13 protein-coding genes are annotated in these 14,435 nt (G+C 69.9%); 4 read left to right on the forward strand and 9 right to left on the reverse strand.

The features are described from left to right. Positions 1–18: 18 nt before the first annotated feature. From SB786_RS23415 to SB786_RS23450, 8 genes are all read right to left on the reverse strand, one after another. Entirely contained in the window at positions 19–885 is an 867-nt protein-coding gene (locus SB786_RS23415) for an MOSC domain-containing protein (protein WP_410729569.1), read from the reverse strand. Between the two features lie 99 nt (positions 886–984). Further along, the gene (locus SB786_RS23420) at positions 985–1,941 is read right to left on the reverse strand and encodes an ABC transporter substrate-binding protein (RefSeq protein WP_410729570.1); all 957 of its coding nucleotides are present in this window, start codon (positions 1,939–1,941) and stop codon (positions 985–987) included. A gap of 37 nt (positions 1,942–1,978) precedes the next feature. Further along, positions 1,979–3,160: a c-type cytochrome gene (locus tag SB786_RS23425; RefSeq protein ID WP_410729571.1), complete on the reverse strand. Its 1,182-nt coding sequence runs from the start codon at positions 3,158–3,160 to the stop codon at positions 1,979–1,981. 50 nt (positions 3,161–3,210) lie between these two features. Beyond that, complete coding sequence (locus SB786_RS23430) at positions 3,211–4,011, reverse strand: ABC transporter ATP-binding protein (protein WP_410729572.1); 801 nt, start codon at positions 4,009–4,011, stop codon at positions 3,211–3,213. Beyond that, entirely contained in the window at positions 4,005–5,096 is a 1,092-nt protein-coding gene (locus tag SB786_RS23435) for an ABC transporter permease (protein WP_410729573.1), read from the reverse strand. The genes SB786_RS23430 and SB786_RS23435 overlap by 7 nt, the downstream gene beginning before the upstream one ends. A gap of 4 nt (positions 5,097–5,100) precedes the next feature. Continuing rightward, positions 5,101–6,135 (reverse strand): ABC transporter substrate-binding protein, encoded by a 1,035-nt coding sequence (locus SB786_RS23440; protein ID WP_410729574.1) that lies wholly within the window; start codon positions 6,133–6,135, stop codon positions 5,101–5,103. A 36-nt stretch (positions 6,136–6,171) separates the two neighbouring features. After that, positions 6,172–7,017: a class II aldolase/adducin family protein gene (locus SB786_RS23445; RefSeq protein ID WP_410729575.1), complete on the reverse strand. Its 846-nt coding sequence runs from the start codon at positions 7,015–7,017 to the stop codon at positions 6,172–6,174. A gap of 20 nt (positions 7,018–7,037) precedes the next feature. Further along, positions 7,038–8,123, reverse strand: coding sequence for an LLM class flavin-dependent oxidoreductase (locus SB786_RS23450; protein ID WP_410729576.1), 1,086 nt, complete (start codon positions 8,121–8,123; stop codon positions 7,038–7,040). Positions 8,124–8,474: 351 nt separating this feature from the next. On the opposite strand from SB786_RS23450, the gene SB786_RS23455 reads away from it, so the two are divergent. Continuing rightward, positions 8,475–9,827 (forward strand): acyl-CoA dehydrogenase family protein, encoded by a 1,353-nt coding sequence (locus tag SB786_RS23455; protein WP_410729577.1) that lies wholly within the window; start codon positions 8,475–8,477, stop codon positions 9,825–9,827. 61 nt (positions 9,828–9,888) lie between these two features. Here SB786_RS23455 and SB786_RS23460 read toward each other — a convergent pair whose 3' ends face one another. Continuing rightward, on the reverse strand, positions 9,889–10,812 hold the full coding sequence (locus tag SB786_RS23460) for a LysR family transcriptional regulator (protein WP_410729578.1): 924 nt from the start codon (positions 10,810–10,812) through the stop codon (positions 9,889–9,891). A gap of 62 nt (positions 10,813–10,874) precedes the next feature. Between SB786_RS23460 and SB786_RS23465 the strand changes: the two genes are divergently transcribed. The 3 genes from SB786_RS23465 (at position 10,875) to SB786_RS23475 (ending at position 14,338) form a co-directional block, all read left to right on the forward strand. Next, a complete protein-coding gene (locus tag SB786_RS23465; RefSeq protein ID WP_410729579.1) occupies positions 10,875–11,441 on the forward strand; it encodes a cysteine dioxygenase in 567 nt (188 codons plus the stop codon). Between the two features lie 148 nt (positions 11,442–11,589). Beyond that, a complete protein-coding gene (locus SB786_RS23470; protein ID WP_410729580.1) occupies positions 11,590–12,642 on the forward strand; it encodes an RNA-guided endonuclease InsQ/TnpB family protein in 1,053 nt (350 codons plus the stop codon). 70 nt (positions 12,643–12,712) lie between these two features. Beyond that, entirely contained in the window at positions 12,713–14,338 is a 1,626-nt protein-coding gene (locus tag SB786_RS23475) for a rhodanese-related sulfurtransferase (RefSeq protein WP_410729581.1), read from the forward strand. The last annotated feature ends 97 nt before the right edge of the window (positions 14,339–14,435 follow it).

Here is a 14,435-nt window from a genome sequence, read left to right on the forward strand (position 1 = left end):
GCGCCGCCGCCGCAACGCTCAGTCGCCGAACCCGATCTCCGCTTCGACCGATTGCCCGACCTCGAGCCACGCACCCGCGCCTTCGACGACGATCGCATTGATGCCGAACGTCAGCGCGTCGTCGTAGTTCGGGTTCGCGCGATAGGTCTGCATCGTGTCGGTCGGCTCGTGCGGCCAGTCCGGGTTCGGCGCACCGGTCACCTGGTCGATCGTCGGCATCGGGCAGCGCGTGCACAGCTTCACGAGCCGCAGCCGTACGGGCGTCTCGCCGTCGGCGTCGAGATGCTCGAGGAAATCCTCTTCATACGCGTCGAGATCCGACACGACGATGTTCGGGCGGAAGCGGTTCATCGGGATCGCCGGCACACCTTTCGCGACGAGCTTCGCGTTCAGGTCGTCGAGCGACGACTGGCCGATCACGAGCAGCGGATAGCCGTCCGCGAACTGCGTGTGCGTATCGATGTCGCCGGTCCATTTGCGGTTGCAGCCGCGGCGCGCATCCGCGCCGAAGCGCGCGAGCTTCAACGGCACGCCGAGGAATTGGGTGAGCCATGCAGCCGTTGCGGCGCCCGTGTCGATCGCGTCGACGGTGTCGCGCCAGACGGTCGCGGCCATCTTCGGCGTGGCGGGCGTCGCGTCGCCGTCGAGCGGCGTGCGGATCTCCGGCATGCCCGGCGCGTTCAGCACGAGCGCATCGCTGTCGAGGGCGGTGCGGATCAGCGCGAGGCGCGGGTGCGTGCGCTGCGTGATCATCATCCCGTCGGGGGTGGTGATCAGCCAGTGGCGATCGTACGCGAGGCCCGTTTCGAGCAGTTGCGCGCGCGGCAGCGCGATGCCGGCGCAGGATTTGATCGGGTAGACGAAGAGTTCGGAGATGGCTGGCATGACGCTGGCTGACGAAGGCGGGATGATCGAATCGCGATTGTGCCAGATCATGCGAAAGCCGTTTGGGCGGTTGCGCCCCGCCGCGCAGCCGGCTGCGCATTACGCGAGCGCAAAGCCCAGATCGAAGGTCGTGCGCACGTCGAGCGGCTGGCGCAGCAGCCCGGCCTTCAGGTAGAAGTCGGCCGTGCGCTGCTGCGCGGCGATCACGGTCGCGTCGATCGGCTGCCAGTGCGTGTTGCGGCGCTCGAACTGCAGCTTCGCGGCCGCCGGCGGGATGCCGATGATGCGCGCGAGCGCCGCGGAATACGCGTCGACGTGCCGGTACGACCAGACCTGCGCGCGCACGACACGTTGCAGGAAGTCGCGCAGCACGTCGCGCTTCGACGCGATCGCCGCGTCGGTCGCCGCGACGTAGCTGAGGCCCGACCACAGGCCACGGCCGTCGACGAGCACGCGCGCGCGGCCGCTCGTTTCGGCGAGCGCCGTATAGGGCTCCCAGGTCGCCCACGCATCGATCGATCCGGTTGCGAGCGCAAGCATCGTGTCGGCCGGCGGCAGGAAGCGGAACGATACGGCGTCCGGCGGCAAGCCGGCCGCGTCGAGCGCCTTCAGCGTGACGAAATGGCCGATCGAGCCGCGCGTGGTGCCGATGCGCTTGCCTTTCAGGTCGGCGGCGTCTTTCAGCGTGGCGTCGGGCCGCACCAGCACGGCGGTGCCGTACGGGTCGGAGCGGTTCGCGGCGATCACCTTGATGCGGGCGCCCGACGCGAGCGCGAAGATCACCGGCGCGTCGCCGATCGGCCCGCAGTCGACGGCCCCCGCGTTCAGTGCTTCGGCCAGCGGCGCGGCGGCCGGGAATTCGGTCCACGAGATGTCGTACGCGAGGCCGTTCAGTTCGCCGGCCGCTTCGAGCAGCGCGCGCAGCCCGCCTTTCTGATCGCCGGCCCGCAGCAGCGGCCGCGCGCCCGATTGCGCATGGAGCGCGGCCGGCGCGACGGTGAGGGTAGTGGCGAGGGTGCCTGCTTGTGCGAGGAAGTGACGTCGGGTGGGGTTCATCGTGAAGTTCTGTCGAGCGGGGAAACGGTTCGGGGATTCAGTGCGGGAGCCCTGCTTGCACGTCGCGCACGGGTTCGGCATCGACGCGCAACAGGAGCGCGGTCAGCGGATCGACGTTCGCGGCGGTTGCCGGCGCGCGTGCGGGGGCATCCGAGCGGCACAGCAGGTCGGATGCCGACCAGCCCGTGCTGCCCGGCAATGCCCGCGCGCGCAGCCAGCCGCGCCGGTCGGCGAGCAGTTGCGTGCCGCCGAACGCATCGGGCGGCACGCCCGCGATCGTCGCGAACGCCTGCCAGGCATCGGGCGTCGATGCGACACAGTTCGCGCGCATGCCGGTGGCCGGCGGTGCGGGCGCGTCGCCGGCGGTGACGAGCAGCGTCTGCCAGCGCGGGTCTTCCCGCGGCGGCGTGCCGGCCGGCGCGAGCGCGACGATGCGCACGCGCTGGCCTTCGCGCCAGCGCGCGAGCGGTTGCGGCGCGGCGCTGCCGCAGCGAACGTCGAGCGCCGGCAGCGGGACGGGTACGGGCCACGCACCTTCCGCCTGTGCGCCGCTGCCGGCCGACAGCGCTTTCAGGTAATCGAGCACGGCCCACGTGTCGGCCGGGTCGAGCGTCGCGGCAAAGCCCGGCATCGACGCCGCGCCGCGTGCGTCGTGCGTACCGTGCCGCACGCGCCAGTACAGTTCGCCGTCGAGCCGGCGCGCGAGCAGCGTGCCCGCGAAGGTCGGCGGCCAGTGCGCGAGCGTCGCCGCGAGCGGCCCTTCGCCGCGGCCGTCCGCGCCGTGGCAGGCCGCGCAATGCTGCGCATACAGGTGCTCGCCGCGCATCACGTTCGCGACGGAAAACGGTGCGGGATTGCGCTGGAAACTGGTCGGCACCGCTGGCGCGAGCCACAGCGACACCGGCGGCCACGGTGCGGACCATGCAACGGCCAGCGCGGCGAATGCCGATGCCGCCCGCCATTTGCGCGACGCGATCGCGCCGCAGCCCAGCGCTGCGGCGAGCGCGCTCGTCGCACCCGCGAACGCGAGCTGGCGCGTGAGCGCCGCGTCGATGCGCAGCGTTTCGAGCGCGATCCGGTGCGCCCAGGGCCATGCGGCCTGTCCGTCGGCATCGCCGGTCAGGCCGGCCGCATGCAGCACGCACGCGAACGCGGCCTGCGCGCGATACAGCAGTTGCAGGAACAGCAGCGCCCAGTCGGCGAACGGCGGTGCGCTCATCGGCGCGGCCTTTGCCGCGCACCGGCAATCCTGCGAACGGCACCGCGCATCTACCAGCTCGCATCGAGGCCGAGATGCCGCAGCGCCTCATGGCGCAGCTCGGCGAGACGCGGGTCGCCGCGATGGCGCGGATAGGGCAGGTCGACGCGCAGTTCCGCGACGATGCGTGCGGGACGCGGCCCGAACACGATCACGCGCTGCGCGAGAAACAGCGCTTCCTCGACATCGTGCGTGACGAGCAGCGCCGAGAACCCGTCGCGTTGCCACAGCGCGGTCAGCTCGGCCTGCATCGTCAAGCGCGTCAGCGAATCGAGCTTGCCGAGCGGCTCGTCGAGGATCAGGAGGCGCGGATCGTTGACGAGCGCGCGGGCGAGCGCGACCCGCTGCGCCATCCCGCCCGACAGCTGATGCGGAAACACGTTCGAGAATTCCTGCAGCCCGACGCGCGCGAGCGCATCGTCGACGCGATGCTGCGCGGTGCGCGCCACGCCGCGCGCTTCGAGACCGAGCGCGACGTTCGCGCGCACCCGGCGCCACGGATAGAGCGTCGGATCCTGGAACACGACGATGCGCGACGGATCGGGCCGTTCGATCGGCACGCCGTCCTGCGCGATCGTGCCTCGCCCCGCGGCGTCGAGGCCCGCGACGAGCCGCAGCAGCGTCGATTTCCCGCAGCCGCTCGGGCCGAGCAGCGCGACGAATTCGCCGACCGCGACCGACAGCGTGACGTCGTCGAGCACCGGCAGCGGGCCGGCGGGGCCGTCGAACGCATGGCTCACGCGGCGAATGTCGATGCGCGCGCCGCGCGGCGCGGTGACAACAGACGGTTCGAGAACGGCGGCGCTTACCATTTGACGGTTCCTTTCTGCCACGCGAGCACACGGTCGCGCACCGCGAACAGCAGCGCGATCAGCCCGGAAAACAACAGCGCCATCACGATCAGCGCCGCATACATGTTCACGTACGATGCCCAGCCCTGCGCCCAGCTCAGATACCAGCCGAGTCCCGACTTGACGCCCATCATCTCGGCGACGACGAGCACCGTGAACGACGCGCTCAGCCCCATGAAGATGCCGACGAACACGTGCGGCAGCGCGGCCGGAATCGCGACGCGCAGCACCAGGAAGCGCGCGTTCGCGCCGAGCGTGCGCGCGACGTCGTAGTACTGCCGGTTCACGCTCGCGACGCCCGACCACGTCAGCACCGCGACCGGGAAGCCGGTCGACAGCGCGATCAGGAACGCGGCGGCCGAATAGCTCGTCGGAAAGAAGTAGAACGTGAGCGGCAGCAACGCGGTGGCCGGCACCGGGCCGAGCACGCGCAGCACCGGATGCACCCAGTAGCCGATGCGGCGCGACCAGCCGATCGACACGCCCACCGCGAACCCGACCGCGACGCCGTAGGCGAACCCGAGCGCGAGCAGTTTCAGCGTATTGCCGGCGCTGCCGGCGAGGCGCGGCCAGTCGTCGACGTAGACCTCGATCAGCGCCTGCGGCGGCGCGAAGAACGGCGTGGGCAGCCAGCCGGTCTTCGCGGTGACGATTTCCCACACGGCGAGCACGAGCGGCAGCGCGACGAGCCACGGCCCGGCCGGGCGCACGCGGGCGAGCCGTGCGCGCGTGGCCGGCACGCGATGGCCGAGCGTCGCCGAGATCAGCAGCAGCGCGGCGATCGTCCATGCGGCGGTGCCGAACGACTCGGTGTACGCCCAGTCGGTGAAGCCGACGACGCGGTTCGGCCACAGGTGCGTGATCGCGCCGAGCACGGCCCATGCGAGCGCCGCGACGACGCCGGCGGGCCAGATGCGCGCACGACGGGCTTCGGCCGCGAGCGTCGCGTCGCAGGCGATGCACGCGGCACGGGACGTGGCGGCAGCCGTGGCGGAGGCAGGGGCCGACGCGGTGCGGGCGGCGGATGCGTGTTCGATCGTCGACATCGCATCACCCCAGCACGTTCGCATAGACCTGCTGCGCGAAGCGCTGCGGGTCGGTGCTCTTCTTCAGCACGTTGATCCGGCGGAAATCGTCCGCATAGAACGCGATTTCCTGCTGCAGGTCGACGTTGGTCGGGTGGTGCGTGTAGGTCAGCGTCGCGTACAGCTTGCGCAGGTCGTCGGGGTTGATCTTCGGCGAATACTTCGCGAACGCCTTCGCGGCTTCGTTCGGGTTGTCGTGCGTGTACTCGGTGGCCTGCACGATCGAGCGCGCGAGCGCGGCGGCCGTCGGCCGGTCGTTGCGTACGAGATCGCCGCGCGCGCCGATCACGCAGCACACCTTGCGCGCGTATTCGCCGGACAGGTTCGTCGCGAGTTCCGCATACGCGCCGTTGCTGCGTTTCTCGAGCAGGTAGAGATTCGGATCGCCGTCGGCGATCGCCTGGATCTCGCCCTTGTCGACCGCGACGCCGAGCAGGTCGGCCGGATACTGCCGCCACGTGATGTCGCGCTCGGGATCGATGCCGTTCTTCGCGAGCAGGATCGAGAAGAAGTGCTTGCCGGGCGCGGCGAGATCGCTGACGCCGACCGTCTTGCCCTTCAGCGCCTGCAGCGTCGTGACGCCGGCCGTCTTCGAGCCGAGCAGCCGCACGCAGCCGCCGTGCGAGCTGCCGATGATCTTCACGTCGAAGCCGGCTTCGAGCGGCTTCAGCCAGCGGTGGATCATCCCGACCGCCGCGTCGGCCTTGCCGGTCGCGATCGATTCGAGCAGCTGGTCGGTCGACCCGCTGTAGTTGATCAGCTCGACCTTCAGCCCGTTCTTCTCGAAGAGGCCGTGCTCCTGCGCGACGACGATCGGCGTCAGGCAGAACGCGTTCTGGTTCCACGCGAACGTGAGCTTCTTCAGCGGCGGCGCGGACCAGGCCTTGCGGCCGAGCGTGATCGCCGGTGCGGCGAGCGCGGCGGCGCCGGCCGCGCGCAGCAGCCGGCGGCGCTTGTCGTCATGGGCGCCGGTCGGCGCGGGTGCGGTGGTATTGGTCATGGTGTGGTTTTTGGGTTCCGGTCGTGCGGCAGGCGCTCAGTCGAGCAGGTCGGGTTCGTCGGCGACGACGCGCGCGAACAGGCTGTCGAACGCATGCAATGCGCCGTCGGGGCCGCCGATCTGGCCGTGCGTGTGCCGCGCGGTCGCGTGATCGATCGGTTGCGGCGTGCCGGCCGCTTCGGCCAGCAACTGCGTGTGCGCGGCGTTGTCGAGCGCGATGTACCACCACGCGGCGGCCTCGACCGTCGGGCCGGCCGTCAGGATTCCGTGGTTCTTCAGGATCACGCCCTTGTGCGTGCCGCCGTCGGGTTTCACGAGCGCGGCCGCGATCCGCGCGCCTTCGCTCGTGTCGACAACCATGCCCGTGAAGTCGTCGAACAGCGCGTGATCCTCGTAGAACACGCACGCGTCCTGCGTCAGCGGGTCGAGCGCGCGGCCGAGCGTCGACCACGCCTTGCCGTAGGTCGAATGCGTATGCGCGGCCGCGACGAGGTGCGGATGCGCGTCGTGAATCGCCGCATGGATCGCGAACGCGGCCTTGTTCAGCGGCCGGTTGCCGATCGAGGTTTCGCCGCGCGCGTTGACGAGCAGCAGGTCCGACACCTTGATCTGCGAGAAATGCACGCCGAGCGGATTCACCCAGAAGTGGTCGGGCAGTTCCGGATCGCGCGCGGTGATGTGGCCGGCGAGGCCCGACGCGAAGCCGAAGCGCGCGAACAGGCGGAACGCGGCCGCGAGCCGCTCCAGCCGGTGGCGGCGCTCGGCGGCGACGTCGACGTGCGGGGCGGGCGGATCGAACCAGAAATGCTGGCGCGGTGTGTCGGCGAGGACGAGACCCGACGCGGTGCGCACGGGCGACGAAGAAGACAGGACGGCGGACATGGCGGGCGGCTCCGTTTGCGTCAGGCTGCGCGGCGCGCCGCGTCGCGCGCCGCGACGGCGCTGCGTACGCGCGGAATCAGTTCGCGGCCGTAGTCGATCGCGTCCTCGAGCGGGTCGAAGCCGCGGATCAGGAACGTCGTCACGCCGAGGTCGTAGTAGTCGAGCAGCGCGTCGGCGACCTGTTCGGGCGTGCCGACCAGCGCGGTCGAATTCGAGCGCGCGCCGGTGAGCTTCGCGATCTCGGTCCACAGCCGCTTGTCGACCCGCGAGCCGCGTTCGGCCGCGGCGAGCAGGCGTCGCGCGCCTTCGCTCTGTTGCGGGCCGCCGGTGCCGAGGCCGGCCGCTTCGCGCAGCCGGCGCGTTTCGTCGAGAATCCGGTGCGCGCGCGCCCACGCGTCGTCTTCGGTCGCCGCCAGGATCGGCCGGAACGACACGGAGAAGCGCACCTGCCGGCCGTGCTTCGCGGCTTCGGCGCGCACGCGGGTCGTCAGGTCGCGCACCTGGTCGAGCGATTCGCCCCACAGCGCATAGACGTCCGCGTGCTTGCCGGCGACTTCCAGCGCCGCCTCCGATGCGCCGCCGAAGTAGATCGGCACGTGCGGCCGCTGGAACGGCTTCACTTCGGAAAAGCCCTGCGTGAAGCGGTAGTGCGCGCCGTCGTGATCGAACGGCTGCGTTTCGGTCCAGATGCGTCGCAGGATGCCGAGATATTCGTCGGTGCGCGCATAGCGCGCGTCGTGATCGAGAAAATCGCCGTCGCGCTGCTGCTCGCTGTCGGAGCCCCCGGAGATGAAGTGCACGGCGAGCCGGCCGCGGCTGAACTGGTCGAGCGTCGCGATCTGCCGTGCGGCGAGCGTCGGCGCGGTGAAGCCCGGACGATGCGCGAGCATGAAATGGATGCGCTCGGTCGCCGCGGCGGCGAACGCGATCGTCAGTGTCGCCGACGGGCCGGTCGAGTGATGCGGGACGAGGATCCGGTCGAAGCCGGCCGTTTCGTGTGCACGCGCGAAGTCGCGCACGTAGTCGGGGTCGACGACGGGGCCGGCAGGCGGATGGATTTCCGACTGCTTCTGGCTCTGGATCATGCCGATGAATTCGACGCTCATCTGGGTCTCCGATGCAAGGGCGGCCCCGCGCGGCCAGCGACGGCCGGCCACGGCGGGGAATGGAGCGCAGATTACCGCCGGGATCATGCGGAATGGAAATAATCAATCCGGATTTGAATATCAGATTTGCATGGTTTGGACGCGTGTGCGCTGCGCATACGCTGTGGGCTCGCGATCGAATCGAACGGGCGCCGGCCGCCTGTCGCGCGGGGCTTCGGTCGCCGCCCCGATCGGCGCCGATCGCCGCGCCGGCTTCGCGAGCCGCCGCGCCGTGTGCCGATCGGTCTCCGCCGTCACCGCCGATACGTTACTTGGCTACCCGCTACCCAGTCACCGAGGGAATTCGTACCGATGTCCGCCAGCCTTGCCGCTTCCTCGCCGCCAGCGCCCCCAGCGCCACAGTCGCCACAGTCGCCACAGTCTTCGCTGCGCCACCTGCCCGCCGACGATGCGCGCGTCGCCGCGCTGCTCGAGCGTCTCGCGCCCGAACTCGCGGCCGACGCCGCGCGCAACGATGTCGACGGCCGTTTCCCGCACGAGAACTTCGCGCGGCTGCATCGCGCCGGGCTGATCGCGCAGGTCGTGCCGCGCGAGCATGGCGGCGCGGGCGCGACGCTCGCGCAGGCGAGCCGCATCGTGGCCGCGGTCGCGCGCGCCGATCCCGCGACCGCGCTGGTGCTGACGATGACGTATCTGCAGCATCGCGCGCTCGGCCGCGCGGACAACCGCTGGCCCGCGCGCCTGCGCCGTGCGGTGTTCGACAGTGCGGTCGACGAAGGCGCGCTGATCAATGCGCTGCGTGTCGAGCCGGCGCTCGGTTCGCCGTCGCGCGGCGGCCTGCCCGAAACGGTTGCGCGTCGCGACGGCGACGGCTGGCGGCTGTCCGGCCACAAGCTGTACTGCACCGGCATTCCGGCGCTGCGCTGGCTGGCCGTATGGGCCCGCACCGACGAGCCCGAGCCGCGTGTCGGCGTGTTCCTCGTGCCGCGCGAGCGCCACGCTGAAGGCGATGGGCGCATCCGCGTGATCGAAAGCTGGAATCACCTGGGCCTGCGCGCATCGGGCAGCCACGAGGTCGTGCTCGACGACGTGCGACTGTCCGCCGATCATGCGGTGGACGTGCGCGCGCCCGATGCGTGGGCCGTGTCGGCCGCGAGTCATGCGGACGTCGACGCGCAGGTCGATCAGCAGGCCTGGATGGTCGCGCTGCTCGGCAGTCTCTACGATGCGGTGGCGCGTGCGTCGCGCGACTGGCTGCTCGAATTCGCGACGACGCGCGCGCCGAGCGGGCTCGGTGCGCCGCTCGCGACGTTGCCGCGCGTGCAGGAGGCCGTCGGCGAGATCGAAGGGTGGCTGCACACGAACCGCGTGCTGCTCGACGCGCACATCGCACGCACCGATGCCGGCGATGCGCCGCCGGTGACGACGAGCGGCCTCGTCAAGCGAACCGTGACGGAACAGGCGATCCGCACCGTCGAGCACGCGTTGAAGCTGTCGGGCAATCACGGGCTGAGCCGCAGCAATCCGCTCGAGCGCCACTATCGCGACGTGCTGTGCAGCCGCGTGCATACGCCACAGGACGACGCGATCGCGGTCGCCGCCGGACGGACGGCGCTCGAGGCGGCGGCGCGAAGCGAGACGCCGAACCCGGAAGCGGGCGGCACGTCACGCCACGCGCCGGCATCCGCTCGACACGATGCGTGAGCGCGGGGGCGTGGCGGTCGGCGCAAACGGGACGACGCCGTGCAGGCGTCGTCGGTTCTGGTCAAGCGGCTTCGTCGTGCGCGGCGGGATCCGCGGGCAGCGCGAACGCCGTGCGCGCATGCGCGGCCACGGCCGCGAGCGGCGCCGCGAAGCGCGCGGCGTCCTGCCGGTGCAGCAGCCACAGATCGATCTGCGGCTTGAAATCGGTGAGCGGCACGATGTCGAGCGCGTCGCGCAGCGGGCTGCCGTCGAGCAGCGGCAGCGGCATCAACCCGATGCCGAAGCCGTTCGCGACGCTCTGCAACTGCAGGTCGCGGCCGTAAATGTCGAGCGTGACCGGCATCGGCAGCCCCTGCGCGTCGAGCGCCCGGCGCAGGCCCGCGCGAAACCCGCAGCCGTCGGGATTGAGCACCCAGCCGCGCGCATGGCAGTCGGCAAGCCGGTAGCCGCGGCGCGGCCAGTCGCCCTTGCGGCCGACCGCGACGAGCCGCGTCGCCAACAGCCGTTCGCCCTCGACCTGCGGCGGCAGCACCATCTCGCGGGCCAGAAACACCAGCGCCGCATCGAGCTCGCGGCGCGCGATGCGTTCGACGAGCGTGCCGCCCCAGGCGGTCGTGACCTGCGTGGTGAGCGCCGGCCATGGCCCAGCCAGCCGCGCGATCAGGCCGGGCAGCATCAGCTCGCCGAGCCCCTGCGTGAGGCCGACGCGGAATTCACCGGCGGGCGGCCGCTGGCCGGCCGTCAGTTCACGCAGTGCGTCGACTTCGCGCAGGATCGCGCGACACTGCTCGAACACCTGCCGGCCGATGTCGGTCGGCCGCGGCGGCTTCGTGTTGCGATCGAGCAGCGTCACGCCGAGCGCTTCCTCGAGGTTCTGGACGCGCCGCGTGATCGCGGGCTGGGTCATTCCGAGCTCGGTCGCGGCCTGGCTGAGCGTCTGGCAACGGACGACCGCTGCAAAAGCGTCGATATCGCTAATTTTCATGTTTGTTCTGCATGGTCTTTCAGGTGCATCATGACGATCCATCATATTCGAGGAGCTGGCCGATGAGTACGCTTTCGTTGCAACAGACGCCGCTGCGTCCGTTCGTCGATGGTCTGGATGCGCTGCTTGCGTCGGGCGCGAACGAGGCGCGCATTCTCGACGAGGGCGGCGCGTTGCTCGCCGCGCTCGTCGCGCACGACGACTGGCTGCCCGATGCGTTCGCGCAGCCCGATCCCGAGCGCTACCGCCAGTACCTGCTGCATCTCGATCCCGACGAGCGGTTTTCCGTCGTCAGCTTCGTATGGGGCCCCGGCCAGACGACGCCGATCCACAACCACACGGTGTGGGGGCTGATCGGGATGCTGCGCGGCGGCGAGTTTTCGCAGCCGTACCGGTTCGACTCAACCGGCAAGCCGGTGCCGGCGGGCGATGCGGTGCGGCTGCAGCCGGGCGAGGTCGAGGCCGTGTCGCCGCGCATCGGCGACGTCCATCGCGTGACCAACGCGTTCGCGGATCAGGTATCGATCAGCATCCACGTGTACGGCGCGAACATCGGCAAGGTCGAACGCGCGGTGTTCCTCGACGACGGCACCGTGAAGCCGTTCGTGTCCGGCTATTCGAACGCGTGACCTCGCATGCCGCCTGCGCCCGGTTGCGAACGCCCGCTCGCGGGCGCGAGATTCATCAGAATTTGCTCCGAGAAACCCCGCCATCGACGGCGGGAAGGAAAGGCGTGCTGTTGACAGGCAGCTTCTTCCACGGGTTAGGATCACCGGCATGATCCTTGTCTACCGCTACCGCGTGAAGTCGCTCAACGGAGTGCTTAACAAGCAGAGCCGTGCGGTGAACTACGTCTGGAACTTCTGCAACGACACGCAGAAGCACGCGCTCAAGTGGAGCAAGAAGTGGCCGACGGGATTCGACTTGAATGTGCTTACCACCGGCAGCAGTAAGGAACTCGGCATCCACTCCGGCACGATCAACGCGACGTGCGAGCAATATGCGAAGTCGCGCAGTCAGCACCGGCGACGTTACTTGCGCTATCGCGGCAAGAAATCGCTCGGTTGGGTGCCATTGAAGGGCCGTGACCCGAAGCGCGAGGGTGACGCGTTCCGTTTCGCCGGCAACACGTTTCGGGTATTCCACAGCCGGGCGCTTCCCGAAGGCAAGATCAAGGATGGGACCAACTTTGCGCAGGATGCACGTGGCAACTGGTTTCTGAACATCGTGATCGAGATGCCCGATGTTCAGGCTCGCCCGATCCGTTCCGGCGTCGGTATCGATCTCGGCCTGAAAGACTTCGCCACACTTTCGACCGGCGAGAAGCTGCCCAATGACCGATTCGGCCGACGCGCGGCGGAGAAACTGGCGAAAGCTCAACGGGCGCGAAAGCACAAGCGGCATATCGCGAAGCTGCACGCCAAGGTCGCGAATGCCCGTGCCGATTTTCAGCACAAGCTCGCCCTCGATCTGGTGCGACGGTTCGATTACCTCGCGGTCGGCAACGTGTCGGCCTCGAAGCTCGCCAGAACCAGGATGGCGAAAAGCGTCTACGACGCATCCTGGTCGTCCTTCCGAAACAAGCTCCGTTACAAGGCGATGGCGCACGGGGCCACGTTCGAGGAAGTCGACGAAAGCGGTTCTACCCAGTCCTGTTCGGCGTGCGGATCGAAAGACAGCACGACGCGGCCGAAAGGTATCGCGGGACTGCGAATGAGAGAGTGGGCCTGCGATGGCTGTGGTGTCGAGCATGATCGTGATATCAACGCTGCGCTGAACATTCTCCGATGCGGACGTGCATCGCCAGGTGTGGGAATCACCTGCCTTTAGGCGGGTGAGGACGTCAACCGTTTTCCGTGTGCTTTCTTCATCGACTTCAACAGAATCCGACAGAGACATCGTGACGCAATCCGCTGATTCCACTTCCCGTTTCCCCGTCGCGTCGTACCAGGACGTACGCGCGCGCCTGCTGGCCCGCGACGAGCTCGCGCTGATCGACGTGCGCGAGGAGGATCCCTACGCGCAGGGCCATCCGCTGTGGGCCGCCAACTTTCCGTTGTCAAAACTCGAACTCGACGCGTGGACGCGCATTCCGCGCCGCGACACGCCGATCGTCGTGTTCGGCGAAGCGGGCGGCGAGGATCTCGCGCCGCGCGCGGCCGCGACGCTCGCGCAGCTCGGTTATACCGACGTGCGCCTGCTCGACGGCGGCCTCGCGGGCTGGCTCGCCGGCGGCGGCGAGCTGTTCATCGACGTGAACGTGCCGAGCAAGTCGTTCGGCGAATGGGTCGAGGCCGAGCGGCATACGCCGTCGCTGTCCGCGCAAGAGGTGCAGGCGCTGATCGACGCGAAGGCCGACGTCGTGATCGTCGACGCGCGCCGCTTCGACGAATATCAAACGATGAACATCCCGACGTCGACGAGCGTGCCGGGTGCGGAACTCGTGCTGCGCGTGCGCGCGCTCGCGCCGAATCCGCAGACTCGGGTCGTGGTGAACTGCGCGGGCCGCACGCGCAGCATCATCGGCACGCAGTCGCTGATCAACGCCGGGCTGCCGAACCCGGTCGCCGCGCTGCGCAACGGCACGATCGGCTGGACGCTCGCCGGCCAGACGCTCGAGCGCGGCGCGTCGCGACGCTTTCCCGACGACGTCGATCCCGCGCAGCGCGACGAAGCACGCCGCGCCGCGCGCGCGGTGGCCGAGCGCGCGGGCGTGTCGCGCATCGCGCTCGCGGAGGTCGCCGCGCTCGACGAACCGGGCCGCACGCTGTACCGCTTCGACGTGCGCACGCCGGAGGAATACGAGGCCGGCCATCTGCCGGGCTTCCTGAGCACGCCGGGCGGCCAACTCGTGCAGGAGACCGACCATCACGCACCGGTGCGCGGCGCGCGCATCGTGCTGGCCGACGACGACGGCGTGCGCGCGGACATGACCGCGTCGTGGCTCGCGCAGATGGGCTGGGACGTGCGCGTGGTCGAGCCGGCCGGCACGGCGGCGTTCGTGGAGCGCGGCCAGCCGCCGCGCGACGTGCCGGCGACGCCGGAGGTCAGCGAATTGTCACGCGCGACGCTCGCGGGCTGGCTGAAGGAGGCGGCTGCGGGCGAGATCGCGATCGTCGACGTGACGACCAGCGCGAACTACGTGAAGCGCCATATTCCCGGCGCGTGGTTCGTCGTGCGCGCGCAGTTGCGCGATGCGCTCGCCGCGATCCCGCCGGCGAAGCGCTACGTGTTCACGTGCGGATCGAGCCTGCTCGCGCGGTTCGCCGCGGACGACGCGCGTGCGTTGCTGCCGGCTTCCGCGGCAATCTCGGTGCTGACGGGCGGCACGGCAGCGTGGATCGACGCGGGGCTGCCGCTCGAGCACGGCGACACGCATCTCGCGTCGCCGAGTGTCGACCGTTACCGGCGCCCGTACGAAGGCACCGACAACGCGGCCGCCGCGATGCAGGCGTATCTCGACTGGGAATACGGGCTGGTCGATCAGTTGAAGCGGGACGGCACGCACCACTTCCGCGTGATCTGATCGCGGCGCGGCGCGGCAACCGGCAACCGGCAACCGGCAACCGGCAACCGGCAACCGGCAACCGGCAACCGGCAACCGGCAACCGGCAACCGGCAAC

It is taken from the genome of Burkholderia sp. SIMBA_062 (assembly GCF_046534765.1).
Lineage (GTDB): Bacteria > Pseudomonadota > Gammaproteobacteria > Burkholderiales > Burkholderiaceae > Burkholderia > Burkholderia ambifaria.